The sequence below is a fragment of the Nonomuraea aridisoli genome (assembly GCF_003236395.1).
Taxonomy (GTDB): domain Bacteria; phylum Actinomycetota; class Actinomycetes; order Streptosporangiales; family Streptosporangiaceae; genus Nonomuraea; species Nonomuraea aridisoli.
Genome location: NZ_POUD01000003.1, coordinates 41,436 through 64,933 on the forward strand (window position 1 = coordinate 41,436; position 23,498 = coordinate 64,933).

General features: G+C 71.0%; 19 protein-coding genes and 3 pseudogenes. 10 read left to right on the plus strand and 12 right to left on the minus strand.

Going from position 1 to position 23,498, the window contains the following annotated elements; all coding sequences use genetic code 11:
* Positions 1-91 precede the first annotated feature (91 nt).
* From C1J01_RS01355 to C1J01_RS01375, 6 genes and pseudogenes are all read left to right on the plus strand, one after another.
* Complete coding sequence (locus tag C1J01_RS01355; protein ID WP_146615431.1) at positions 92-562, plus strand: MarR family winged helix-turn-helix transcriptional regulator; 471 nt, start codon at positions 92-94, stop codon at positions 560-562.
* A 209-nt stretch (positions 563-771) separates the two neighbouring features.
* Positions 772-951: pseudogene (locus C1J01_RS54040) on the plus strand (alcohol dehydrogenase catalytic domain-containing protein); the annotation flags it as partial.
* Positions 952-993: 42 nt separating this feature from the next.
* Positions 994-1,533 (plus strand): zinc-binding dehydrogenase, encoded by a 540-nt coding sequence (locus C1J01_RS51815; protein WP_268958556.1) that lies wholly within the window; start codon positions 994-996, stop codon positions 1,531-1,533.
* A 365-nt stretch (positions 1,534-1,898) separates the two neighbouring features.
* Positions 1,899-3,359, plus strand: coding sequence for an MFS transporter (locus tag C1J01_RS01365; protein ID WP_181448515.1), 1,461 nt, complete (start codon positions 1,899-1,901; stop codon positions 3,357-3,359).
* A gap of 31 nt (positions 3,360-3,390) precedes the next feature.
* Positions 3,391-4,212 (plus strand): DUF1684 domain-containing protein, encoded by an 822-nt coding sequence (locus tag C1J01_RS01370; RefSeq protein WP_111175205.1) that lies wholly within the window; start codon positions 3,391-3,393, stop codon positions 4,210-4,212.
* 88 nt (positions 4,213-4,300) lie between these two features.
* A pseudogene (locus C1J01_RS01375) lies at positions 4,301-4,891 on the plus strand (NAD(P)/FAD-dependent oxidoreductase); the annotation flags it as partial.
* Between the two features lie 35 nt (positions 4,892-4,926).
* Here the strand turns inward: C1J01_RS01375 and C1J01_RS01380 are convergent.
* The 4 genes from C1J01_RS01380 to C1J01_RS01395 are packed head-to-tail and all read right to left on the minus strand — an operon-like array spanning position 4,927 to position 8,497.
* On the minus strand, positions 4,927-5,706 hold the full coding sequence (locus tag C1J01_RS01380; RefSeq protein WP_111175206.1) for an ABC transporter ATP-binding protein: 780 nt from the start codon (positions 5,704-5,706) through the stop codon (positions 4,927-4,929).
* Complete coding sequence (locus tag C1J01_RS01385) at positions 5,703-6,725, minus strand: FecCD family ABC transporter permease (RefSeq protein ID WP_111175207.1); 1,023 nt, start codon at positions 6,723-6,725, stop codon at positions 5,703-5,705. Before C1J01_RS01385 ends, C1J01_RS01380 begins: the two co-directional genes overlap by 4 nt.
* Positions 6,722-7,480 (minus strand): class I SAM-dependent methyltransferase, encoded by a 759-nt coding sequence (locus C1J01_RS01390; RefSeq protein WP_235854167.1) that lies wholly within the window; start codon positions 7,478-7,480, stop codon positions 6,722-6,724. Before C1J01_RS01390 ends, C1J01_RS01385 begins: the two co-directional genes overlap by 4 nt.
* A gap of 24 nt (positions 7,481-7,504) precedes the next feature.
* Positions 7,505-8,497, minus strand: coding sequence for an ABC transporter substrate-binding protein (locus C1J01_RS01395; RefSeq protein ID WP_181448516.1), 993 nt, complete (start codon positions 8,495-8,497; stop codon positions 7,505-7,507).
* Positions 8,498-8,624: 127 nt separating this feature from the next.
* Between C1J01_RS01395 and C1J01_RS01400 the strand changes: the two genes are divergently transcribed.
* The 4 genes from C1J01_RS01400 to C1J01_RS01415 all read left to right on the plus strand — a co-directional run bounded on the left by C1J01_RS01400 (position 8,625) and on the right by C1J01_RS01415 (position 15,238).
* Positions 8,625-10,673 carry a SpoIIE family protein phosphatase gene (locus C1J01_RS01400; protein ID WP_111175208.1) on the plus strand — a complete coding sequence of 683 codons (2,049 nt, stop codon included), beginning with the start codon at positions 8,625-8,627 and terminating at the stop codon, positions 10,671-10,673.
* Between the two features lie 78 nt (positions 10,674-10,751).
* The gene (locus C1J01_RS01405; RefSeq protein ID WP_111175259.1) at positions 10,752-11,765 is read left to right on the plus strand and encodes an NADP-dependent oxidoreductase; all 1,014 of its coding nucleotides are present in this window, start codon (positions 10,752-10,754) and stop codon (positions 11,763-11,765) included.
* A gap of 10 nt (positions 11,766-11,775) precedes the next feature.
* Positions 11,776-12,207 (plus strand): pyridoxamine 5'-phosphate oxidase family protein, encoded by a 432-nt coding sequence (locus tag C1J01_RS01410; RefSeq protein ID WP_235854168.1) that lies wholly within the window; start codon positions 11,776-11,778, stop codon positions 12,205-12,207.
* 10 nt (positions 12,208-12,217) lie between these two features.
* On the plus strand, positions 12,218-15,238 hold the full coding sequence (locus C1J01_RS01415) for an AfsR/SARP family transcriptional regulator (protein ID WP_111175209.1): 3,021 nt from the start codon (positions 12,218-12,220) through the stop codon (positions 15,236-15,238).
* A gap of 120 nt (positions 15,239-15,358) precedes the next feature.
* Here C1J01_RS01415 and C1J01_RS53630 read toward each other — a convergent pair.
* The 8 genes and pseudogenes from C1J01_RS53630 to C1J01_RS01455 all read right to left on the minus strand — a co-directional run.
* A pseudogene (locus C1J01_RS53630) lies at positions 15,359-15,472 on the minus strand (hypothetical protein); the annotation flags it as partial.
* Between the two features lie 69 nt (positions 15,473-15,541).
* Positions 15,542-16,741, minus strand: a complete 1,200-nt coding sequence (locus C1J01_RS01425) for a cytochrome P450 (protein ID WP_111175210.1) — start codon at positions 16,739-16,741, stop codon at positions 15,542-15,544.
* Between the two features lie 12 nt (positions 16,742-16,753).
* Positions 16,754-17,515, minus strand: coding sequence for an ABC transporter permease (locus tag C1J01_RS01430; protein WP_111175211.1), 762 nt, complete (start codon positions 17,513-17,515; stop codon positions 16,754-16,756).
* 9 nt (positions 17,516-17,524) lie between these two features.
* A complete protein-coding gene (locus C1J01_RS01435) occupies positions 17,525-18,331 on the minus strand; it encodes an ABC transporter ATP-binding protein (protein WP_111175212.1) in 807 nt (268 codons plus the stop codon).
* A complete protein-coding gene (locus C1J01_RS01440; protein WP_111175213.1) occupies positions 18,328-18,744 on the minus strand; it encodes a DUF1048 domain-containing protein in 417 nt (138 codons plus the stop codon). Before C1J01_RS01440 ends, C1J01_RS01435 begins: the two co-directional genes overlap by 4 nt.
* Positions 18,745-18,746: 2 nt before the next feature.
* Positions 18,747-19,076, minus strand: a complete 330-nt coding sequence (locus tag C1J01_RS01445; RefSeq protein WP_111175214.1) for a PadR family transcriptional regulator — start codon at positions 19,074-19,076, stop codon at positions 18,747-18,749.
* 520 nt (positions 19,077-19,596) lie between these two features.
* Positions 19,597-22,194: a rifamycin-inactivating phosphotransferase gene (gene rph / locus C1J01_RS01450; RefSeq protein WP_235854182.1), complete on the minus strand. Its 2,598-nt coding sequence runs from the start codon at positions 22,192-22,194 to the stop codon at positions 19,597-19,599.
* A gap of 163 nt (positions 22,195-22,357) precedes the next feature.
* Entirely contained in the window at positions 22,358-23,467 is a 1,110-nt protein-coding gene (locus C1J01_RS01455) for a DUF7986 domain-containing protein (RefSeq protein ID WP_111175216.1), read from the minus strand.
* Positions 23,468-23,498 lie beyond the last annotated feature (31 nt).

Consider the following 23,498-nt stretch of genomic DNA (forward strand, 5'->3'; position numbering starts at 1 on the left):
CGGCAGGTCACGCGCTCGTCGCGAACAAGGTTTGCTGTGCAGGCAGACACTCGGTTGGTCCCGGAGATGACCTGCCGATACCGTGCTGCTCATGGCGACCGACAAGCTGAGTGAGCTCGAAGATCAGGCGTGGCGGGGGTTCCTGTTCACCCACGATCGGATCTGGCGTGAGATCGAGGCCGGGCTCGTTCCGCTGAACGTGAGCATGGCCGAGTACAGCGTGCTGGCTCTGCTGGGGGAGGCCGGCCGGGACGGCATGCGGATGTCGGAGCTCGCCCACCGGCGCCTGATGTCCACCGGCGGGTTCACCCGGCTCGCCGACCGGCTCGAGCAGCGCGGACTGATCGAGAGGCGACGGGCGGCCCAGGACGGCCGTGGCTTCACCGCGGTCCTGACCAAGGACGGCAGGGCGCTCCTGCGCAAGGCATGGCGCCGGCAGCACAACGAGCTGCGCAGGCTCTTCTTCGACCGGCTCGACGACGAGCACCTGCGCAACCTCGCCGAAGTCTGGGCGCGGCTCGCCCCGGACGACCAGAACGAGCCGAAGCAGCGTTCCTCGTAGCGCGCTCTGATCGCATCTAGGCGACGTTCATAGGTGAAGTTCGCCGACGCGACCGCGGTGCGGGCGCGGTGAGCATGAACGCGCGTCCCGGGAGGGTCGCCGAGGGGGACGGGCCACGGGGTCCTGTCGTTCCGGGCGTTTCCGCTGCTCATGGGGCACGAGGGTGTCGGTGAGGTGGTGGCACTCGGCGCGGGCGTCACCGAGGCAAGCTCGGCGACCGCGTCGGGACCCCCCTGATGCAGAAGCGCTGCGGCGCCTGCGCCTTCTGCCGTGAGGAGCACCCGAACAGCTTCGTCACCGCCGGCAACTGCGCGAACCCGACGCTGACCGGCGTCAACGTCGACGGCGCCCTGGCCGAGTACGTAGCCGCCGACGTCGGCGGGACGGTTCTGCTCCCGGACGGGATCTCCTACGAGGACGCCGCGCCCACGGTGTGCGCCGGCTACACGACGTGGGCCGGCATCCGCCGGGCCGACGCCAGGCCGGGGGCCCGGGTCGCCGTCGTCGGCCTCGGCGGGATCGGTCACTTCGCGATCCAGTTCGCGAAGGCCGTCGGCTACCACGTCATCGCGGTGAAGCACGAGCTCGCCCGCGAGCTCGGCGCCGACGACGTCGTCACCGACGGTGCGGCTCTCAAGGAGATCGGTGGCGCCGACGTGCTGTTGCACACCAGCAGCTCGCACGCCACCGCCATCGACGCTATGACCGGCCTGCGGCCCTGGGGCAAGCTCGTGCTGATGGGCCTGGCCGAGGACGAGATGATCCTGCCGGCGCTGCCGCTGACCACGAACAGCTACCAGGTCATCGGCTCGGCCCACAACGGCATGGAGTACCTCGCCGAAGCTCTCGACATCGTGGCGCGCGGCCAGGTCAAGCCGATGGTCGAGCTGTTCCCCCTGGAGCGCGTCAACGACGCCTACCGGAAGGCCGCCGCCGGCGAGGCGCGTTTCAAGGCCGTCGTCACACTCTGACCGGCTGGGCTGTCCGGCGCAGGCGCGGTGTGCCCAGGAGCGTTGCTCCCCGGCACACCGCGCCTTTGCATGGAGTCCATGGCGTCGCCCGAACGGTTTCGACTGTCGACGCCTGAGTCGAGGTCCCGGTGGCCGTTCGTGCCGACTTGGCAACGAGGAACGCCAGTGCCGGACGACGGCTTCAACAGCCGCGGCATCAACCGTCCAGCATGCGTTCATATTCCCCGCAGGGTGGCTCTTGCCGAGTCGGCAAGTTTTCGTGTGTCCGAGTCCGGAGGTGACGCAGACTCCCAGCCGTGAGACGCCGATCAGGGGCCGAACACATATCGGCGCCCGCCGCGGCACTGTCAGAAAGGACGCTCACGGTGAGTACTCACCCCCTTCAGAGACCCGGGCACGATCCGGGCCACGACCGCGTCATCCCGCTGGGTGAACGGCGAACGGCGAGCGGCGACGAGGCGGCGCAGCGGCTGCGCTACCCGGCGGTCATCGTGCTGTGCCTCACCCAGCTCATCCTGGTGATCGACAACAGCGTGGTGAACGTCGCGTTGCCGCAGATCCGCCACGCGCTGGGCTTCTCCGCGACCGGCCTGTCCTGGGTGGTCACCTCCTACGCCCTGGTCTTCGGCGGTCTGGTCCTGCTCAGCGGCAAGGTGGGGGCGATCATCGGGCCGCGCCGCACCCTGCTGATCGGCGTGTCCATCTTCACCGTCGCCTCGGCGCTGGGCGGTGCGGCCACGTCGCCGGCGATGCTCATCGCCGCACGCGTCCTGCAGGGCCTGGGAGCGGCGCTGGCCGCGCCGGGCGTGCTCGTGCTGCTGATGTCGATCACCAAACCAGGTCCGCAGCGCACCCGGGCGATGAGCGTGTTCGTGCTGTCCATCGGCATCGGCGCCGGGCTCGGTCTGGTGCTCGGCGGGCTGCTGACCACGTCCCTGGGCTGGGAATGGGTGATGTTCGTCAACATCCCCGTCGGCCTGGTCGTCCTCGCCGGGGTACGCCTGCTGGTGCCGGAGGCGCCCCGCGCGCCGGCCCGTCTCGACGTCGGAGGGGCGGTCGCGTCCACGATCGGCATGACCGCGCTGGTCTACGGCCTCATCAACGCCGAGTCGCAGGGCTGGGCCAGTGCGTCGGTCCTGGTCTCGTTCGCGCTGGCGGTCGCCGGGCTGCTCGCCCTGGTCCTCATCGAACGGCGCCACCTCGCCCCGGTCGTGCCGCTGGAGTTCTTCACGAGGATGCGCAGCGCGGCCCCGCTGCTCGCCATGATGCTGATCCCCGCGGGCCAGGCCGGTTTCCTCTACTTCGCCGCGCTCTTCACCCAGAACGCCCTGGGCTTCACCCCGCTCCAGACGGGGTTGTCCGTTCTGCCCTTCAGCGCCGCGCTGCTCGTCACCAACCTGCTCACCAGCCGCCTGGTGACGCGGCACGGGGAGCGGATCGTCGGCTCCCTCGGGATGTCCGCCCTGCTCGCGGGGTTGGTGTGGATGTCGCGGATCGACGCCACCGACACTTTCGCCAGCGGCCTGCTCGGGCCGTTCCTCCTGCTCGGCCTCGGCGCGGGGCTGACGGTCGCGCCGCTGACCGCCGTCATCATGAACCAGGCGCCGCCCGCCCGTCTCGGGGCCGCCTCCAGCCTCAACCAAGCCATGCAGCAGCTCGGCGGCGCACTCGGCCTGGCCGTGATGACCACCGTCTACGGCGCCGCCGCTGCCGGAGCCGGTGAGGCGGGGGCGATCGCGACCGCCCTCACCGCCGGCGTCGTCTTCCCCCTGCTCGCGCTGACCCTCTTCGCCACATGGGCCCGGTCCACCACGACCACGCGCTGACCGCGACGACACAAGAAACCGGAGAACCACGATGAGCGACGCACCCGTTCCCGCCGCCCCGACCACCGGCGACGCCACCGGCCCGCAGGAGTTCACCCGCGCCTGGCAGGAGTGGAGGGCAGGCTGGGAACAGTGGCTCACCCAGCCCCTCGGCTGGCTGGCCGCCACCTCGCACGAATGGCTCGACGACACGCCCCGGACCTATCCCGGGCTGCCCGGCCTGTGGTGGCAGCACGGGGACGCCGTCCACATCGACCCCCAGGGCACCCCGATGGCCTTCGACGGCGAGACCTTCACGACCGAACGCCGTCTCGCCCTCGCCGACGCCCCCGACGACGTCCGCGTCACCGTGGGGGAGCTGGAGGTGGGCATCACCTACCGCGGCACGTACCTGATCGTGACCTACGACCCCGGCTCGCCGGCCCGGCACGACTTCGACGGCGTGCCCGCCTACGAGCCCGACCGGCGATGGGTGATCCCGGGCCGCCTCGAACAGTTCGACACGCCGACGTCCATCACGCTCGACTCCGTGGGCTGGGGCACTCACACCCACGACACCCCCGGCCTGGTTCGCTTCGAGCACGAGGGCAGCGACCACACCCTCCAGGTGCTCAGCTCACACGGGATGTTGCTCACCGTCTTCACCGACGCCACCAGCGGCGTCACCACGTACGGGGCCGGCCGTTCCCTGGACATCCCCGCCCCGGACGCCGACGGCAACGTGACGCTCGACTTCAACCGCACCGTCAACCTGCCGTGCGCGTTCAGCGAGCACTTCCCCATCTGCCCGCTGCCGCCGTCGAGCAACCGGCTGCCCTTCGCGATCGAGGCCGGAGAGAAGACCCCCCACTGACGCGGGCACGGCACCACCTCGCCCGATCAGCCGTGCGGGTGGTGCCTCCCGCGCGACCAGCACGCATCGAGGAAAGAGGAGAGCACACATGGCGACCGATCACATCAGGGATCTGATCATCGTGGGATCAGGTCCCGCCGGTTATACCGCTGCGCTCTACGCGGGGCGGGCGCAGCTCGAACCGCTGGTGTTCGAGGGCGGCCAGTTCGGCGGCGCGCTGATGACGACCACGGAGGTCGAGAACTTCCCCGGCTTCCGCGACGGCATCCAGGGGCCGGACCTGATGCAGGAGATGCGCACGCAGGCCGAGCGTTTCGGCGCCGACCTGCGCGCCGAGGACGTCTCAGAGCTGGAGCTGGCCGGGAAGGTCAAATACGTCGTCGTGGACGGCACCCGCCACGGCGCGCGTTCGGTGATCCTGGCCATGGGCGCCGCCGCACGTCACCTCCAGGTTCCCGGTGAGCAGGAGCTTCTCGGACGCGGGATGTCGTCCTGCGCCACCTGCGACGGCTTCTTCTTCCGCGACCACGACATCGTGGTGGCCGGCGGCGGCGACTCGGCGATGGAGGAGGAGACCTTCCTGACGAAGTTCGCCAAGTCGGTCACGATCGTGCACCGCCGCGACGCGTTCAGGGCTTCCAAGATCACGATCGAGCGCGCCCGCGCGAACGAGAAGATCAAGTGGAGGCTTTTAGATCCCACGGGGCCCGGTGGTCAGTGTCGCGTCAGGGCCGAACTCAGGAAACGAAGGCTCGGGCGGCCCGCGGCCGAGGTGGTGATCTCGGCCCGTACCCCGTAGACGCGCTCCACCGTCTCCTCGGTGAGCACGAGTCCTGGAGGGCCCGCCGCGATGAGCCGCCCTTCGTGCAGCAGCAGGAGTCGATCGCAGTACTGGGAGGCGAGGTTGAGGTCGTGCAGGGCTGTGACGACGGTGACGGGGGTCGCGGCGAGCAGGTCCAGGAGGGAGAGCTGATGGGCGATGTCGAGGTGGTTGGTGGGCTCGTCCAGCAGCAGCTCGGAGGGTTCCTGGGCGAGAGCGCGGGCGATGTTCACCCGCTGGCGCTCGCCGCCGGAGAGCGTGGACCAGCGGCGGTGCTCCAGACCGGCCAGGCCGCACCGGCGCAGGGCGCGGCGGGCACGCGTCAGATCCTCCTCGCCGGCGGCGGTCGCCAGGCGGCGGCGATGCGGGACGCGTCCGAGCAGCACCACGTCCAGCACGGTCAGCTCAACGTCGGTGCTCACCTCCTGAGCGACCACCGCCAGGCGGCGGGCGACGTCGCGTCGCGGCAGGCGGCCCAGGTCGTGGCCGTCCAGCAGCACCGCGCCGCCCTGCGGCCGCAGCAGTCCGGCGAGCAGCCGCAGGAACGTGGACTTGCCCGAGCCGTTCGGGCCGAGCAGCCCCGTGAGGCCGCCGGGGGTGATGTCGACGGTGATCCCGTCGACGATCGGCCGGCCCTGAGCCGTCCAGGTGACGTCATGGGCGTGGAAGCTCATGCCGGGGCCTCCTTTCTCCGCCGGATGACGAGCGCGAATGCGGGGACGCCGATCAACGCCGTCAGCACGCCGACGGGGATCTCACGGGGCGCGAACGCGGTGCGGGCGACGGTGTCGGCGGCCAGCAGGAACACGCCGCCGTACAGGGCACAGGCCGGAAGCAGGACGTGATGCCGGCCACCGGTGAGAGCGCGTACGGCATGCGGGACGATCAGCCCGACGAAGCCGATCGCGCCACTGGCCGCGACCAGCACCGCCGTGGCGAGCGCGGTGACGGTGAACAGGACGAGCTCCGTCCTGGCCGGGGTGATGCCGAGCGACGCGGCGACTTCCCGCCCGAAGGCGAACGCGTCGAGCGCGGGGGACGCCGGCCAGCAGACGAGGATGCCCGCCGTCGCGACGACGGCGCACAGAGCCACGCTCGCCCAGCTCGCCGAGGCGAGCGAACCCAGCAGCCAGAAGGTGACCCCGCGGGTGCTCTGCGCGTCCGCGGCCCAGATCACGGTGATGCTGGTCAGCGCGCTGAACAGCTGGGAGACCACGACCCCGGCCAGCACGACGCGGATCGTGCTGCCGAACGCCCGGCCGATCATGGCCAGTACGCAGCAGAAGGCGAGCACGCCGCCGCCGAACGCGCCCGCGGACAGCGCCACGGCGCCGGCGCCGAGACCGAGGACCAGCACGGCCACGGCGCCGGTCGAGGCGCCGGAGGAGATCCCCAGCAGGTACGGGTCGGCCAGCGGGTTGCGGGTCAACGCCTGCAACACGGCGCCGCACACGGACAAGCCGCCTCCCACCAGCACGGCCAGCAGCACCCTGGGCAACCGCAGCTCCCAGACGATGCCGTCGTCCAGCGGTGACAGCGGCGCCACGGGCAGGCCCGCATGGGCCGCGACCGTCCGGAGCACGTCGGCGGGGGACAGCCCCGCGGCCCCCACCACGGAGGCCGCCGCGATCGACAGCACCAGGAGCAGCAGGCCCCCGGCGATCGCGAGGGCGGTGCGCTGCCGCTCCGTCATCGCCTGGCGAAGACGACGTAGTCGTCGAGGTACTGCCAGACGGTCCCCACCTCGGCGAAGCCCGCGGTGCGCAAGGCGGCGAGGTGGAAGGCCAGCGGGGAGAGCGGCTGAGGCGGACGGTCGGCGAAACGCCGCTCACGCTCGGCGACCCGTTCGGCGAGCTCCGGCGTCTGCGCGGCCATGGCCCACCACTCCTGCCAGGTGCGGGCGCCGGCGGCGAAGGCGGCCCTCTGCACCTGCTCGTCGTGGCGGGCCGACACCTCGGTGAGGGTGGGGTGCTCGGGCCCGAAGCGGAGGTGGTCGGCGTTGAGCAGGATCGCGCCGGGCGGGAGGATCGCGGCCAGTTCGGTGTAGACGCCGAGCAACTGCCGCGGGGACAGCCAGTGCAGCGCGGTCGAGGTCAGGACGGCGTCGAAACGCCACGTGGCGAAGTGCCTGCTCCAGCCGGGTTCGGCCAGGTCGGCGTCGATCACCGTGGCCCGCTCGCCGTACTCGCCCAGGACGGTCTCCGCGAGGCGGGTCAGCACGGGGTCGTAGTCGGTGGCGACCACCCGGGACCCGGGCAGGCGGCCCAGCACCCGGTCCGCGATCGAGCCCGGCCCGCAGGCCAGGTCCAGGACGGTCGGCTCGGCGGGGGAGTGCAGGCGGAGGACGTCCAGCATGATCTCGAAGCGGTTCTCACGGTGGGCGACGTAGGCGCTCTGCTGCTCCTCCCAGCAGGCCAGCAGGTCGCGGGGGGACAGGACGGTGGTCAAAGGGGTCTCCTGTTCGGTGGTGCTTCAGCCGTGCAGGCGGGCCAGGCCCTGGCCGACCTGCTCGACCGCGGTGACGCTGCGGATGGACGGGTCCACGGAGGAGCCGGGGACGACGATGAAGCGGTCGTTCTTGACGGCCGTGAGCTCCGAGGCGACGGGGTCCTCGCGCAGGAAGCGCTTCTTGGCCTCGGCGCTGTCGCCGTCGCCGCCGCGGGTGAGGTCGGCCAGCACGATCACGTCGGGGTCGCGGGCGGCGATCTCCTCCCAGTTGCCCTCCGTCCACTGCTGCTCGACGTCGGCGAAGGCGTTGCGGGAGCCCAGCAGCTTCGTGATGGTGCCGGGCAGGCCGGTGTCACCGGCGATGGCGGGGACCTTGGTGCCGGAGTAGTACCACATGACGTCGGCGTCGAGATCTCGCGGCGCCGAGCGCTCGGCCGCCTCCAGCCGCCGGCGCAGGTCGGCGACCACCGCCTGGCCCCGCTCGCGCACTCCGAAGACCGTGGCGATGTCGCCGATCTCCTTGAAGATCGCCTCGAACTCGGCCGTGGCGGGGATGAGCGCGCGGTCCTCGCAGTCGTTGGACGACAGGTACGCGGGCACGCCCAGCTTGGCGAGGTCCTCCCGCGATCCGGCGGCCTCGGGGGCGAAGGCCGAGGCGCGCATGGAGTAGACGAAGTCGGGCTTCTCGGCCAGCAGCGCCTCGCGGCCCGGGTACTGCCGCGCGAGCACGGGCACCCGGGTGTAGGGCTCCTTCAGTTCGGGCAGCACCGGGTCGGTCTGGTAGGCGGTGCCGGCCATGCGGTCCGCCAGCCCCAGGGTCAGCATGATCTCCGCCGCGTTCTGCTCCATCGCGACCGCTCGCCGGGGCACGGCCGGGATCTCCAGCGTGACCCCGCAACTCGTCACCCGCGTCCCAGCGGGCGCGGAGGCGGTGGTCGCCGCCGTACCGCTGCCGCAAGCGGCGACCAGGGTCAGCAGGGCGACCGCCATCCCCGACCGAATGGCAATGGTTTTCATGTTCGCTGACCTTAGCATTACCCGGGGACGCGCCGGCCGGGCGGCCCCTTCGCTGATGCGGCCGCGATCGGTTCCCGGCCGCTGGTTGGGGGCAGGAGGACGGTCACGACCTTCGGGGGAAGTCGCCATGGACGTCCACGACAGCGGCATCAGCGGGCTGGCGTTGGTGGTGCTCGATTCGGCGCCGGTGGCCATTGGGCTGACCAAGGGCCCCGACCACCGGCTCGTGTACACCAACGCCATGCTTCGGTCGCGGGTGGGCGACTTCCCCATGGGGACGCCGGTCAGGCAGGCGTACGCCGGGCCTTACCGAGAGGACGACTTCGCCGCCTTCGACGAGGTCTACAGGACAGGCGTGCAGAGGTCGCGCACGGGCGCACCGATCTTCGCCGCGCCAGGGCGCAAGACGGAGGAAGAGGAGTACATCACCTCCAACCTCTCCCGGATCACCTTCGCCGATGGCGAGCACGGGGTGCTAGTCGTCGTCATGGACGCGACCGAGCAGGTCACCATGGCGCGCCGGCTGCATCAGGTCGCCGAAGAGCGGCGCCACATCCTGCGCCGCTACCAGAGCCTGATGCGCGTCAGCGCGGACATCATCTGGGTGGCCGATCCGGACGGGAGGAGGACCGAGCCGAACCGGGCCTGGGAGCGGGTCACCGGTCAGTCATGGGAGGAGAGCCGCGGCTACGGCTGGCTGGCGGCGCTGCACCCCGACGACATCCCGGCCGCCGTCGAGTCATGGAGGCGAGCGGTCGACGATCAGGTCGAGTGCTGGGAGGACGTCTACCGCCTGCGTACCGAGGACGGCTCCTACCGGCACTTCGAGGCCCGGGGCGTCCCCGTGCGGGAGGACGGCCACGTGGTGGAATGGGTCGGCACCGCCACGGACATCGAGGAGCAGTGGCAGGGGCAGCGCCGCAGGCGGCTGCTCGACTCCGCCGCCGCGGCGACCACGGACGTGACGAGCGTCGACGACATGCTGGACGCGCTCGCGAACGTCGTCGTGCCGGAGCTCGCCGACGGATGCGGCTTCTACTGGGTGATCGACCTGGCCGACGACCTGACGCGCGGCGCCGGCTTCCTGCTCGAACGGGCGGCCAGCGCCTCACGCGGGGACGTGCCGCGGTTGCCGCCGTTCAGCGAGGAACGCCACCCCCCGGCCGGCGCGCTCGCCCGCGCGATCCGCCGCCGCCGGCCGTTCCGCGAGACGTTTCCTCCGGGACGGCCCCCGCCGGACCTCGTGCCGGCGGGGACGCGGACGTGGCTGGAGTCCTGCGACGCCCACTCCGCCGCGGTCGTCCCCATCGTGGTGGACGGCTCGGTCGCCGCGGTGGCCACCATGGGCGTCTGCGGCGACCGCCCCCCGATCAGCCAGGACGACCTGGCCCTGATGCGCGAGATGATCGACCAGATGCACGACCGGCTGAACAGCGCGATGCGTTTCCAGCGCACCCATCGCATCGCGCTGGCGTTGCAGTACAGCCTGCTGGCCGAGCCGCCGCGCGTGCCGGGGTTGCAGATCGTCGCCCGCTACCGGGCGAGTCCCACCGCCGCGGAGGTGGGCGGCGACTGGTACGACGCGTTCGTGTTGCCCGACGGCGCCACTGTGCTGGCCATCGGCGACGTGGCCGGCCACGACCTGCGGGCCGCGGTCACGATGGGCCAGCTGCGTAACATGCTGAGGGGCCTGATCGTGGACCACCAGGAGCCGCCCGGCCACATCCTGGCCCGGCTGAACACCGCGATGCGGATCCTCCATCCCGACGAGACGGCCACATGCGTGCTGGGCAGGGTCGATCTCCGCGACGGCGGCCACGAGCTGTTCTACTCGACGGCCGGACACCCGCCCCCGCTGCTGATCACCGCCGACGGCGGGACGTGCTTCCTGGAGGACGAGCCCAACCCGCTCCTCGGCATCCCCTCCGACCCCACCTGGACGTCGGCGCGCCGCCTTCTCCCTCCGGGCAGCACGCTGCTGCTCTACACCGACGGCCTCGTCGAACTGCCCGGCGAACATCTCGACAAGGGGTTCGAGCGGCTGCGCGAGCGAGCCGCCGCGCAGTGCCGGGCACCGCTGGACAGGCTCTGCGACGACCTGCTGAGCTTCCTGCCCCGCCATGCCGACGACGACGTGGCCATGATCGGCTTGCGCTCCTCCCGGCCCACCGACTGACGTTTCGCGGCGATGCGGAGCAGCGCACCTCAGCCGACCCAAAGCGGACCCAAAGCGCCGGGCGGCACCGTGGTCGCCATGAGCAACGAATTCCTCAGTCGTGAGATCCGGCTGGCCGCCCGCCCCGTGGGCGAGCCCCGCCCTGACACCTTTGAGATCGGCCGATCCCGCGTGCCCCAGCCGGGCGAGGGACAGGTCGTGGTCCGCAACACGTGGATGTCGGTGGATCCGTACATGCGGGAGTGGATGAAGGAGGAGGTGTCTTATGCCCGGCCGTACGAGGTCGGTGCGCCGCTGTTCGGCAGCGCGGTCGGCGAGGTGGTCGCCTCGCGGGCCGGCGCCGTCCCCGTGGGGAGCCTGGTGTCGCACTTCCTGGGCTGGCGCGAGTACGCGCTGCTGGACGCGGCGGACGCGACCGTCCTGGACGGCACGCTCGCGCCCGCGGAAGCCTATCTGGGCCCGCTGGGCACGACCGGGCTGACCGCGTACGCCACGGTGACCCGGGTGGCCCCGGTCAAGCCCGGCGACGTGGTGTGGGTCTCGGCCGCCGCCGGCGCGGTCGGCAGCATCGCCGGGCAGATCGCCCGCAAGCTGGGAGCCGCCAGGGTGATCGGCTCGGCCGGCGGCCCGGACAAGGCCAAGAAGCTGATCACCGATTTCGGCTTCGACGCCGCCCTGGACCACAAGGCCGGGCCGATCGCCGGGCAGCTGGCCGAGGCCGCCCCAGACGGGATCGACGTCTACGTCGACAACGTCGGCGGCGACCACCTCCGGGCCGCCATCGGGGCGCTGCGCGACCACGGCCGGATCGGGATGGTCGGCGCGATCTCGTCCTACAACGCCACCGAACCGGTGCCCGGCCCCGACAACCTCTTCACTCTCGCCGCCAAGAACGCCACGCTGCGCGGGATGCTGATCAACTTCTACCTCGACCTGTTCCCGGAGTGGATCGAGCGGGGTGCCACGTGGATCGCCGACGGCTCCCTGCACTACGAGCAGACGGTCGTCGACGGCATCGAACGCGCCCCGGAGGCCTTCCTCGGCGTGCTGAGCGGGGCCAACACCGGCAAGATGCTCGTCCGGCTGGGATGAGGAGGCCCACGTGTCCACCAGCATGAGCGTCGAGGAGCGCGAGAACTTCCTGGCCGGCACGCACATCGGCGTGCTCAGCGCGGCCGACGGGGACGCGCCGCTGCTGGTCCCCATCTGGTACGGCTACCGGCCCGGCGGCGACATCCGGATCAGCACGTCATCGGGAACGCGCAAGTTCGAGCTGATCCGCACGGCCGTTTCCGTCGGCTTCGCCGTGCAGCGGGAAACCATGCCGTACAGGTACGTCTCCGTGGACGGCCCGGTCGTCGGGTACGAGCCGACGGACCCCGGCGAGTACCGCGCGTGGTCGATCCGGTACCTCGGCCCTGACCAGGGTGAGCGGTTCTTCGCCGTCGTCCGGGACGGGCTGGATGACTGGGTGACCTTCCGGATCCGCCCAGAACGCTGGCGGACGTTCGATTTCGGAAAGGAGTTCGCCTAACGTGTGACGGGTGCGTTTCGGGGTGCTGGGGCCGCTCGCGGTCTGGACGGAAGAAGGGGAGCCGGTCCGCATTCCCGAGGCGAAGATCCGAGCCCTCCTGGCCGATCTGCTGATCCAGGAGGGTCGCCCCGTCTCCGCCGACCGGCTCATCGACGACCTGTGGGGAGCGTCCCCGCCGCGCCACCCGGCCAACGCGCTGCAGCAGAAGGTCTCCCAGCTCCGCCGGGTCCTGAACGACGCCGAACCGGGCGCTCGCCACCTCATCGGCCACGGCCCGGCCGGCTACCGGCTCACCATCGAGGCCGACGCCACCGACCATGGGCGCTTCGCCGTCCTGGTCTCCCGGGCCGGCAGCACGGCGGACGCCCGGACGAGGTCCTCGCTGCTCGCCGACGCGCTCGCGCTGTGGCGCGGGCCGGCGCTGACGGACTTCGCCGACGCCGACTTCGCCGCCTCCGCGATCGCGCGGCTGGAGGAGGCCCGCCTGGCGGCCCTGGAAGATCGCGCGGAGACACGCCTGGAGCTCGGCGAACATCGCGGGCTCGCCGCCGAACTGGGCGACCTGGCCGCCCGGCACCCGATGCGTGAGCGCACGCAGGTGCTGCACCTGCGGGCGCTGTACACCGAGGGCCGCCAGGCGGAAGCGCTGGAGGCGTACGAGCAGGTGCGCCGCCGCCTGGCCGACGAACTCGGCGCCGACCCCGGGCCGCAGCTGGCCGCTCTGCACGCCGCGATGTTGCGGCAGGATCCCGCGCTGACGTCTCGCCCGGCAGGGCTGACCGGCCGCGCCCTGCCGGTGCCCGTCACCGAGCTGGTCGGCCGGGACGAGGACATCAGCCGGACCCGCGCGTCCTTGCAGCGCTCGCGGCTGGTCACGCTGACCGGTCCCGGCGGCGTCGGCAAGACCCGGCTGGCGCTGGAGGTCGCCGCCGGGTGGATCGAGGACGACGGCGTCCACCTGGTGGAACTCGCCGAGTCGCGCCGGTTCGACGAGGACGTCGTCCGGGACGCTCTGGGCGTCCGCGACGACGGCCGCCCGCGTTCGCTCCATGAGGTCATGCGGGGCAGGCATCTGCTGCTGGTGCTGGACAACTGTGAGCACCTGCTCGATCAGGTCGCCGCGGTCGTGGGCCCGCTCCTGCGCGGCGTCCCCGGCCTGCGGGTGCTCGCCACCAGCCGCGAGCCGCTCCACCTGTCCGGTGAGACGGTGGTCGTGGTGCCGCCGCTGGCGCCCGGCGACGCCATGCGCCTGTTCGTCGACCGCGCCGCCGCCTCCGGCGAGGTCGTCGACGACGACGAGGCGACGGCGTCGATCTGTCGCCGCCTCGGTGGGATCCCACTCGCCCTGGAGCTGGCCGCCTCGCGCGTACGTGGGCTGGGCGTGCGCGAACTCGCCGGCCGGCTCGAGCTCCGGCTGCTCGGCGACGGCCCCAGGGACGCGCCCGCCCGCCAGCGCACGCTCGCCGCGGTGATCGACTGGAGCTGGCGGCTGCTCCGCCGGCCGGAGCAGATCCTGCTGGCCCGGCTGGCGGTTCATTCCGGCGGCTGCACGATCGAGGCGGTCGAGCGGACGTGCGCCGGAGCAGGCGTCGGCGTCTCGGAGGTCATGGACGTCCTCGCCCGGCTCGTCGAGCAGTCCGTGGTCGTGCAGGGCGACGGACGCTACCGGCTGCTGGAGCCGATCGCCGAGTACTGCCTCGAACGGCTCAAGGACGCCGACGAGCTGGAGGTCATGCGGGAGCGGCACCGCGACCACTACACGGCGCTCGCCGTACGAGCGGAGACCCGGCTCCGCGGACGCGACCAGCACGCCTGGATGACCAGACTGCAGGCAGAGGCCGCCAACCTGCGCGCGGCGCTCGACCACGCGGTGGAGCACGGCGCAGCGGACGGCGCCCTGCGCCTGGTCAACGCGCAGGCCTGGTACTGGTTCATGACCGGAAGACTGAGTGAGGCCCGCCGCTCGATCACCCGGGCGCTGTCGCTGCCCGGGGCGTCGCCGACGGCGCGGGCCGAGGCGCTGGCCTGGTCGTCCGGCATCGGGATCCGCACGGGTGAGGCCGTGAACCCCGAACTCGCGCTGGAGGCCGTCGCCGATCCGGCGACGCGGGCCCGGCTGCGGTGGTTCATCGGATTCGCGTCTGTCGGCGTGCGAGAGGAGGCCGACGGGGTTCGTCACCTCAACGAAGCACTGCGCGAGTTCCACGCCGTCGCGGATCGCTGGGGTGTGGCCGCGGCGCTGGCCGGCCTGGCCCGGTACGCCGTCATCCGCAGCGACTTCGCCGCCGCCCGGCGGGACGGCGAACGGGCCGCCGAACTCTTCGGCGAGCTCGGGGACCAGTGGGGCCTGCTGCAGACCGGCGAACCTCTCGGGGTGCTGGCCGAGGTCACCGGGGCGTACCCGGAGGCGACGCGGCACTTCGCCACCGGTTTGCGCGTCGCCGAACGGCTGGGGCTGTGGTCGGAGGTGTCACTGATGACCTCCCGCCTGGGCAGGATCGCCCTGCTCACCGGTGACCTCCGGCGTGCCGACGAACTGCACGAACGTGCCCGGCGGCTCGCGGTCGAGCACTCCGACAAGTCCATGGAGGAGTTCGCCCGGATCGGTCTCGGCCTCGCCGCCCGGCGGCGGGGCGACGTCGATGCGGCGGAGGCCTACTTCCGTACCGGACTGGAGTGGATGCGCCGCTTCGGCGGGGGAAGCGGACCCGAGGCGCTGCTGCTGGCCGAGCTCGGCTTCGCCGCCGAGCAACGCGGAGACGCCGACCTGGCGGTCAGCCTGCACTCCCAGAGCCTGGAGGCGGCCCGCGCCGACGGCGACGCCCGTGCGGAGGCCCTCGCGCTGGAGGGCCTGGCCGGCGCGCGACTTCTGCAGGGAGACCCGGACGAGGCCGTACGACTCCTGCGGACGGCACGCGCGCTCCGCGAACAGGCGGCCGCCCCGCTTCCCGCCGCCGAACGTTTCGACGTGGACCGGATCACCGCGGCAATCCGCCGGAAACGGGGTGGCGCCGCGGCGGAGCCGGTGTGATGACGGCCGGCAGGTCTCGCCCGCACCGCGCGCACGTCCACCGGCCGGAGCGGCGCACCGAGCCGTGCCGCTCCTTGCGTCCAGCCGCTCGTCGAACTCGACCGGGTCGAGCCGGCCGTCGGCGACGGCGACGCGCAGCACTTCGGTGACCCGGTCACGGTCCTCGTCGGACGCGCACAGCTCAGGTGAGGAGGACTTCTCCAGATCCTGCATGTGGATCTCCTGTGTCGTCATCGGGGTCTCCCCCTGTCGGCCGTGGCGGGCGGCGGCCCGTACGCGCCCGCCCCTGTCGTCGGCTCGGGGTCACGCGTCCCAGGTGACCGGGAGGCTCTTGACGCCGTAGATGTCGGCGATCTCCGGGCGCAGGGCGACCTCGTCGGCCGGCACGGCCAGGCGCAGCGTGGGGAAGCGGCCGAGGAGGGCGGGGAAGGCGACGCGCATCTCGACGCGGGCGAGCTGCTGACCGAGGCACTGGTGGATGCCGTGGCCGAAGGCCAGGTGGCCGCCGTCCTGCCTGCGCAGGTCGAGCACGTGGGGGTCGGGGAAACGCTCGGGGTCGCGGTTGGCGGTGTTGTAGGACAGGATGAGCGTCGTGCCGGCCTTGATGGTGTGGCCGCCCAGTTCGACGTCCTCCAGCGCGACCCGGTGGAACTGCTTGGCGACGCTCAGGTACCGCAGCAGCTCCTCCACGGCCTGGTCGGCGAGCGCGGGGTCGGCGCGCAGCGCGGCGAGCTGGTCCGGGTTCCGCAGCAGGGCGAAGGTGCCGAGGGCCAGCATGTTCGCGGTGGTGTCGAAACCGGCCGTCAGCAGGATCAGGGCCATCCCCTGCAGCTCCTCGTCGGTCAGGTCGCTGTCGAGCAGGTCGCTGAGCACGTCGTCGGTGGGGTTGGCGCGCTTGGCGGCCACCAGCTGGGCGAGGTACTGCTGGGTCGCGGTGTAGGCCGCGATCAGCTCCTCGTCGTCGACCTCTCCGCCGAGGAACTTGTCGATGTTCTCCTGGAAGAACTCCCGGTCCTCGTACGGCACCCCCAGCAGCTCACAGATCACGATGCCGGGGATGGGCTTGGCGAACGCGGTCACCAGGTCCGCCGACGGGCCGGCCTGCTCCATGGCGTCCAGGTGGTCGGCGGTGATCTGCTCGACGCGCTCGGTGAGCAGCCGCATCCGGCGGACGGTGAACTTGCCCACCAGTGGCTTGCGGTAGCGGCTGTGCTGCGGCTCGTCCATGAGCAGGAACTCGCCGGGCGGCGCCGGGGGCACCTCGATGTCGCCGTAGTCGATGAACGGGTGGTGGAGCATGAGCTCCCTGCGGGAGCTGAACCGCTGGTCGGCCAGGATCGACCGGACCAGGTCGTAGCCGGTGACCACCCAGCCCTGGTGCCCGTCGGCGAAGGTGAAGCGGCTGATCGGGCTCTGCTCGCGGGCCTGGGTCAGCTCCTTGGGCGGGTCGAAGGGGCAGCCGGCCTGACGCGCGGTCGGCATCGTCGTGAGGGTGTGTTCCATGGTCGTTCCTCTCTAGGAGATCTTGCGGCGGTAGGTGTTCATGGCGAAGACGTACGCGACGACGAGGATGCCGACGCACCAGGCGAGGGCGATCCAGATGTCGGTGCCGACCGGCTGCTCGGCGAACAGGTTGCGGACCGCGTTGACGATGGAGGTGACCGGCTGGTGCTCGGCGAAGACGCGCAGCGGGCCGGGCATGGTGTCGGTGGGCACGAACGCCGAGCTGAGGAACGGCAGGAAGATGAGCGGGTAGGAGAACGCGCTCGCGCCGTCCACGGACTTCGCGGTCAGACCGGGGATGACGGCGATCCACGTCAGCGCCAGCGTGAACAGGATCAGGATGCCGGCGACGGACAACCACGCCAGCACTCCCGCCCCTGAGCGGAAGCCCATGAGCAGGGCGACGAGCACGACCACCACGAGCGAGATCAGATTGGCCACCAGCGAGGTCAGCACGTGCGCCCACAACACCGACGACCGCGCGATCGGCATGGACTGGAAGCGCTCGAAGATGCCGCCCTGCATGTCGGTGAAGAGCCGGAACGCGGTGTAGGCGATGCCCGAGGCGACGGTGATCAGCAGAATGCCGGGCAGCAGGTAGTTCACGTACGAGTCCGACCCGGTGTCGATCGCGCCGCCGAACACGTAGACGAACATCAGCATCATGGCGATCGGCATGACCGCGGTCGTGACGATGGTGTCCACGCTGCGCGTGATGTGGCGCAGGGATCTTCCCAGCAGGACGGTGGTGTCACCGAAGAAGTGCTTGTTCATTGTCGTCCCTTACTTGCGTGCCGAGATGGGGTCTTTGCCGGCGTCGCCGTTCTTGCCGTCGGCGCCGACGAGCGTGAGGAAGATGTCCTCGAGGGTCGGCTGCTTCTCGACGTATTCGACCTTCGCCGGCGGGAGCAGCTGCTTGAGCTCGTCGAGGGTGCCGTTCACCAGGATCCGGCCCTCGTGGAGGATCGCGATCCGATCGGCGAGTTGTTCGGCCTCGTCGAGGTACTGCGTCGTGAGCAGCACCGTCGTGCCCTGAGCGGCGAGTTCCTTGACGGCCTGCCACACCTCGATGCGCGCCTGGGGGTCGAGCCCGGTCGTCGGCTCGTCGAGGAAGACGATCGGCGGGTTGCCGATGAGGCTCATCGCGATGTCGAGGCGGCGGCGCATGCCACCGGAGTACGTCGCCACCTTCCGCGCGCCCGCGTCGGTCAGCGAGAACCGGGCGAGCAGGTCGTCGGCGATCCTGCCGGGGTCCTTGAGGTGCCGCAAGCGGGCGACCAGCACGAGGTTCTCCCGCCCGCTGAGGATCTCGTCGACGGCGGCGAACTGCCCGGTGAGGCTGATGGACTCCCGTACGTCCGCCGCTTGCGTGGCGACGTCGAAGCCGTTGACGCGGACCGTGCCCGCGTCGGCCTTGAGCAGCGTGGACAGGATCTTCACGAGCGTGGTCTTGCCCGCCCCGTTGGAGCCGAGCAGCGCGAAGATGCTGCCCCGCGTCACGGTGAAGTCCACGCCGCGGAGCACCTGCAGCTCCTTGTACGCCTTCTCCACGCCTCGCACCTGGATCGCGTGGGCCTGCTGTGTCGTCATCGGTCCGTCCTGTCGTCTCGTGCGGTGTCTTCGCCGGCTGCGCGGGAGATGGCACTGGTGAAGCGGTTGCGCTCGCGGGCTCTGTACTGTCCGATTGGGTAGTTGGCCATGAACGCCTCGACGAACTCCACGGGGTCCTCCCCGAAGATGTCGCGGATCGGGGTGCCGTCCGCCGCGCTCCGCTCGAACAGATCGGCGAGGTCCTCGTACATCGCCATCGCGCCGGCGCCGTCCGCCGGCCCGAAGTGCATCAGGTACCGCTCCATCGCTTCGACCGCCGTGCGGTAGTCCTCGGGGAGCTGCTTGATGCGCGCCTTGTACTGCCGGTAGCGCCGTTTGTCCTCCAGCGACCCGGTGACCATCTCCAGGTACTGCAGGTAGCGGCTCTTCGGCTCGTTCGACCCTGTGGCCATGTCTACTTACCTCCTTCGCGGAGCCGTTCGAGCCTCTCGGCCAGGAAGCTCCAGGTCGTCCAGAACTCTTCGAGATACGCCCGTCCCTGGGCGTTGAGGGAGTACACCTTGCGCGGCGGCCCCTTCTCGGACGGGACCTTCTCCACGTCGACCAGGCCGCGCCGCTCGACCCGGACCAGCAACGCGTAGACGGTGCCCTCGGCGATGTCGGAGAAGCCCTGATCCCGCAGCCACGCCGTGATCTCGTAGCCGTACGCGGGCCGGCCGGACAGGATCGCCAGGACGAGGCCCTCCAGCGTTCCCTTCAGCATCTCCGTCAGCTGCTTGCCCATCGTCACCCCCTTCGCTACTCAGCAACGCTAGCTACTGGTACAAAGTAACACTGACTACCAGTACTGAGCAACACCGATTAGTAGGGGTGTGATGGGGGCGGTCTGAGCGTCGGTCGTGAGCGAGCCCGCCGCCGCGTCAGCGCGGCGGAGCCGTCGGTTCTCGGCTTCGCCGTCGCGGACGCGGCGGGAGTGCGATCGGTGAGGTGTTCATGGCGTCCACTGTCGCCGGTCGCGCTGATATCGAGCCGTCGCCGTGCTGATACGGCCATGGCAGCGGGTCTGACATCCGCATGCCTGGCCCGCCTCGCGGCGCGGCAGCGCGCATCACCTGCGGCGTCTTGCCTGATCGGCGCCTGCCCGTGGATCGCGGGCCCGTCGTCACGGCTCGTCGTCCGTGACGCGATCGATGGCGTGGGTCAGCCGTTCCCGCTGACGGCTGATCGGCAGGGGTGCCGCGGCCGGGGCTCGGAAGTCGCCGCGGCACCCGTAGGTTGCTCTCGCCGGTGGCCGGCGCGACGGTTCAGGAGAGGATCTGGACGTACCCGTCGGTTCCGTGCACGCGGATGCGCTGACCGTCGCGGATCAGCCGGGTGGCCTGCTCCACCCCCACGACGGCCGGCAGGCCGTACTCCCGCGCGATCACCGCCCCGTGCGTCATGAGGCCGCCCACCTCCGTCACCAGCCCGGCCACGGTGACGAACAGCGGGGTCCAGCTGGGGTCGGTGTAGGCGGTGACCAGGATGTCGCCCGGCTCGAGGTCGGCCCGCGCCAGGTCCATGACGACCCGGGCACGGCCCTCGACGGTCCCGGCCGAGACGGGGAGGCCGGCCAGCGCGCCGGGCGGGGCGTCGTCACGCCGATACCGGCCGGTGACGGCCTCGCCGTCCGAGGTGATGACGCGGGGCGGGGTGAGCGCCTCGTACGACCGGAACGCCTCCCGCCTTTCCCGGATGAGCTCGGCGTCCACGTCGTGGGTGCGCACGACTTCCTGCAACTCCTGGAACCGGAGGAAGAAGATGTCGTCCTTCTCGCCCAGGACGCCGGACCGGACGAGGCGATCGGCTTCCCGCAGCAACGCCTGCTTGTAGGCGAAGTAGCGGCTGACCATGCCGTACTTGGGGTACTCCCGGTATCCGGCGAAGGCGCGGACGCGGTCGATCATCCGCTTGGTCTCCTCGGCCTTCCGCTCACCGCGGGGGAGGGCGCGCAACCGCGTCAGCAGGTCTTGTTCCTTCCGTCGTGACTCCTGGAGCCCTTGCTCGAAGTGTCGCTTGCCGGCGCCCGGCTCGAAGTTCTTGATGTTCGCCAGGATGACGGGCACGAGCGTGGCGGGATGCTCGCTCCAGCGCGTTCTGGTGATGTCGATCTCGCCCGCGCAGCGCATGCCGTACTCGTCGAGGAAGCCCCGGACGGCGTCACGTGCTTCCCGCCCGCCGGCCAGCCCGGCCAGCTCGTCCAGGAAGCCGTCGCCCTCCCGGCCCTCGTCCACGACGCGTTGCAGGAACGCCACGACGTCCGCGTGCGGCCGGATGGCGTCGGCGACGTCGAGGAGCGCCAGCCCCATCTCCGACGTGACGTTGTGCGGGACGGACTGCGTGAGCACGTCGGCCGCGTTCTTCTCGCCCAGCCACTCCTCGAGGTGGTCGTTGAGCCACCAGGCCGCCTCCATCCCCGCCATGATCACCTGGTGGCCGCGCGGATCGAACAGGATGCGCTTCAGCTCCGCGATGTCGGCCAGGATGAAGTCGAGCAGCGCCGGGCCGGAGAGACCCTGGATCTCGCGCCGCAGGGTGGCGACGGACTCCTGACCGCGCCGGATCAGCTCGGTGACGATGGCCGGATCGGTCTCGATCGGGGCGGGCGGGTCACCGGCGGGCGCGGCGGCGGAGGCCTCGTCAGGAAGCGAGGCGAGGAAGTCGCCGCGGTCGACGACGGTCTGCAGCGCGTCCCGGATGAGCGGGTCGTTCTTCCCCAGGGTCCCGATGAGGTTCGCGCGACCGGCGGGCGTCGCCAGGATGGGCGCCACGTCGACGAACAACCGTCCGCCCGCCTCGTGCATCTGCCGTGGGGTCGTCAGCTGCCACACGGAGAGCCCCAGCGGCTTCATCGCGTCGGTCATCATCTGCTGGTGACCGACCGACACGTAGACGTGGTTCTCCTGGTCGTCGCTCGCGGGGACGGGGAACAGGGTGGTGATCGGCCGGCTCTGGACGATGTGGAAGTCGTCGCCGACCAGGCACCATTCGATGTCCTGGGGCCGGCCGTAGTGCGCCTCGATCCGCCGGCCGAGCCGCACCAGGCGCACGACCTGCGCATCCGTCAGAGCCGGCTGCGTCCGCCGCCGCGGTTCGACGGGAGCGTCCTGGGTGCCGCCTCCCGGCGACGCCTGGACGGACATCGACTTGGTGGCGACCGCCGCGGTGACGACCTCGTCGTCGCGCACCGTGTAGACGTCGCCGGAGACCAGGCCGGAGACGAGCGCCTCGCCGAGCCCCCAACCGGCCTCGACGGTGGCGACCTTCCGGTTCGAGGTCACGGGGTCCGCGGTGAAGAGGATCCCGGCCGCGTCCGGGAACACCATCTTCTGTACGACCACGGCCATCCGTACCTTCCGGTGGTCGAAGCCGTTACGGCTCCGGTAGGTCACCGCCCGCTCGGTGAACAGCGAGGCCCAGCACCGTCGGACGTGCCGAAGGATCGCCGGCAGACCCACGATGTTCAGGTACGAGTCCTGCTGGCCGGCGAAGGACGCGGTCGGCAGGTCCTCGGCCGTCGCGCTGGAACGCACCGCGTACGCGGCCTGCTCCCCGAGCCGGGCGAGCGATTCGCCGATCTCCGCCACCAGCTCGTCGGGGACCGCGACGCCTTCGATGCCGCGGCGGATGTCCTCGCTCAGCGTGCGGATCGCCGCGCGGTCATCCGGTTCCACCCGCGACAGCAGGTCGAGCTGGGCGTCGATCGACGGCACCGCGGCCACGGCCCGCTGGAACGCGTCTGTCGTGACGCAGAAGCCGTCCGGCACGCTGATGCCCTCGATGCGCGAGAGCTCGCCCAGGTGCACCCCCTTTCCGCCGACGTCCGCGAAATTCGTCGAGTCGATGTGCGCGAAACCCAGCACGTAGCCCAATTGCGTTGCTCCATCGTTCGTCGGGTCGGTTCGCAACGGGCAAGTATGGAGCACTTTCCGGCGCCTCATGAGGTGCGCAAATCTGATATAAGGTGAAAATGACGGCAGGTGGTGCGCATCGCGTGACCACCAGCGCACATCCCCCTTCGACGCGTCAGGCGGGCCGTTCACGCAGGTGCCTGGCCATCGTGTCGCTGACCGGGACGGTGGTGGGCAGTGGGGGCGTCTCGAAGTAGCGGGCCTTGTACCGGCGCAGCAGTGACTCCCCGTGCTCGGGCCAGGAGAAGTTCTTCTTCTTGAGCAGCTTGCCGAAGACCACGCTCGCGTTGTCCGGGTCGGGGCCCGTCAAAAGTCTGATCGCCGCAGGGGAGATGTCGTCGCTGCGCAGGTAGGAGCTCAGCGTCTCGCGGTAGCGGCGCCGGCCGATCAGGCTCGGGTTCGCGAAGAGCTCTTGGAGCAGGCCGAAATCGAAGTAGAGGCTGATGCCTGTTTCCGGATCGAAGTGGATCGCCACCGTCTCGGCGTCCGTCGGCTCATCAGGCTCGGCGTCACGGGGTGGGGCGCCGGGCTGTGCCCGATCCATGAGGGCCCGCCAGAAGGCGTCGAGCCGGGAGCGCAGCTGGTCTGTCGGAACCACGACGTACTCGGCGCCGTACAGGTCGATGAAGACCTCTCGCTGCTTGGCGAGGAGACGGCGGGCGGTGGCGAGTTTCTCCTGGTTGCGGAAGACCAGTGCGGGCTTGCGCAGGCCGACCTCCGCGGCCTGGGAGAACATCTCGTCGCGCGCGTCGGCGGGAAGGACGGAGATGTCCGCGCTGATCATCCAGCCGTCGCCGAGCGGCACCAGGCGGCAGATGAGGAACATGCCCTCGTCGATCGTGTGCAGGGCGGACATGCCCATATTGGACCGGGCGCGGTAGACGAGCTCGTCCACGAGGTTGAAGAGGGTCAGCGCCTCCTGGTCCTTTCCCCGGACTTCGAAGATGCCTTCGACCACGTCCTTCCAGCTGAGGAGCAGCGCCTGCTCCTGCGGGCTCAGATCGGGGTGGGTTCGCAGGAAGGCGTCGATCACCGTGTCGCCGGAGGCGAGCCGGTGCTGCAGGGCGAAATGGTCGACGATCATGCTTGCGGTCGCCTCGTCCTCGACGAGGCCGTCGGGGTCGCTCAACTGGAAGGCTCGGTCCAGCTCGCGGGCGAACCGCGGCGACAGGGCGAACGCCACCAGACGTTCCTTGAGGGCCGCGGCCTGCTCCATCATGTCCATCAGCGGCGCCGTCTCCTCCTTGAGATCGCGG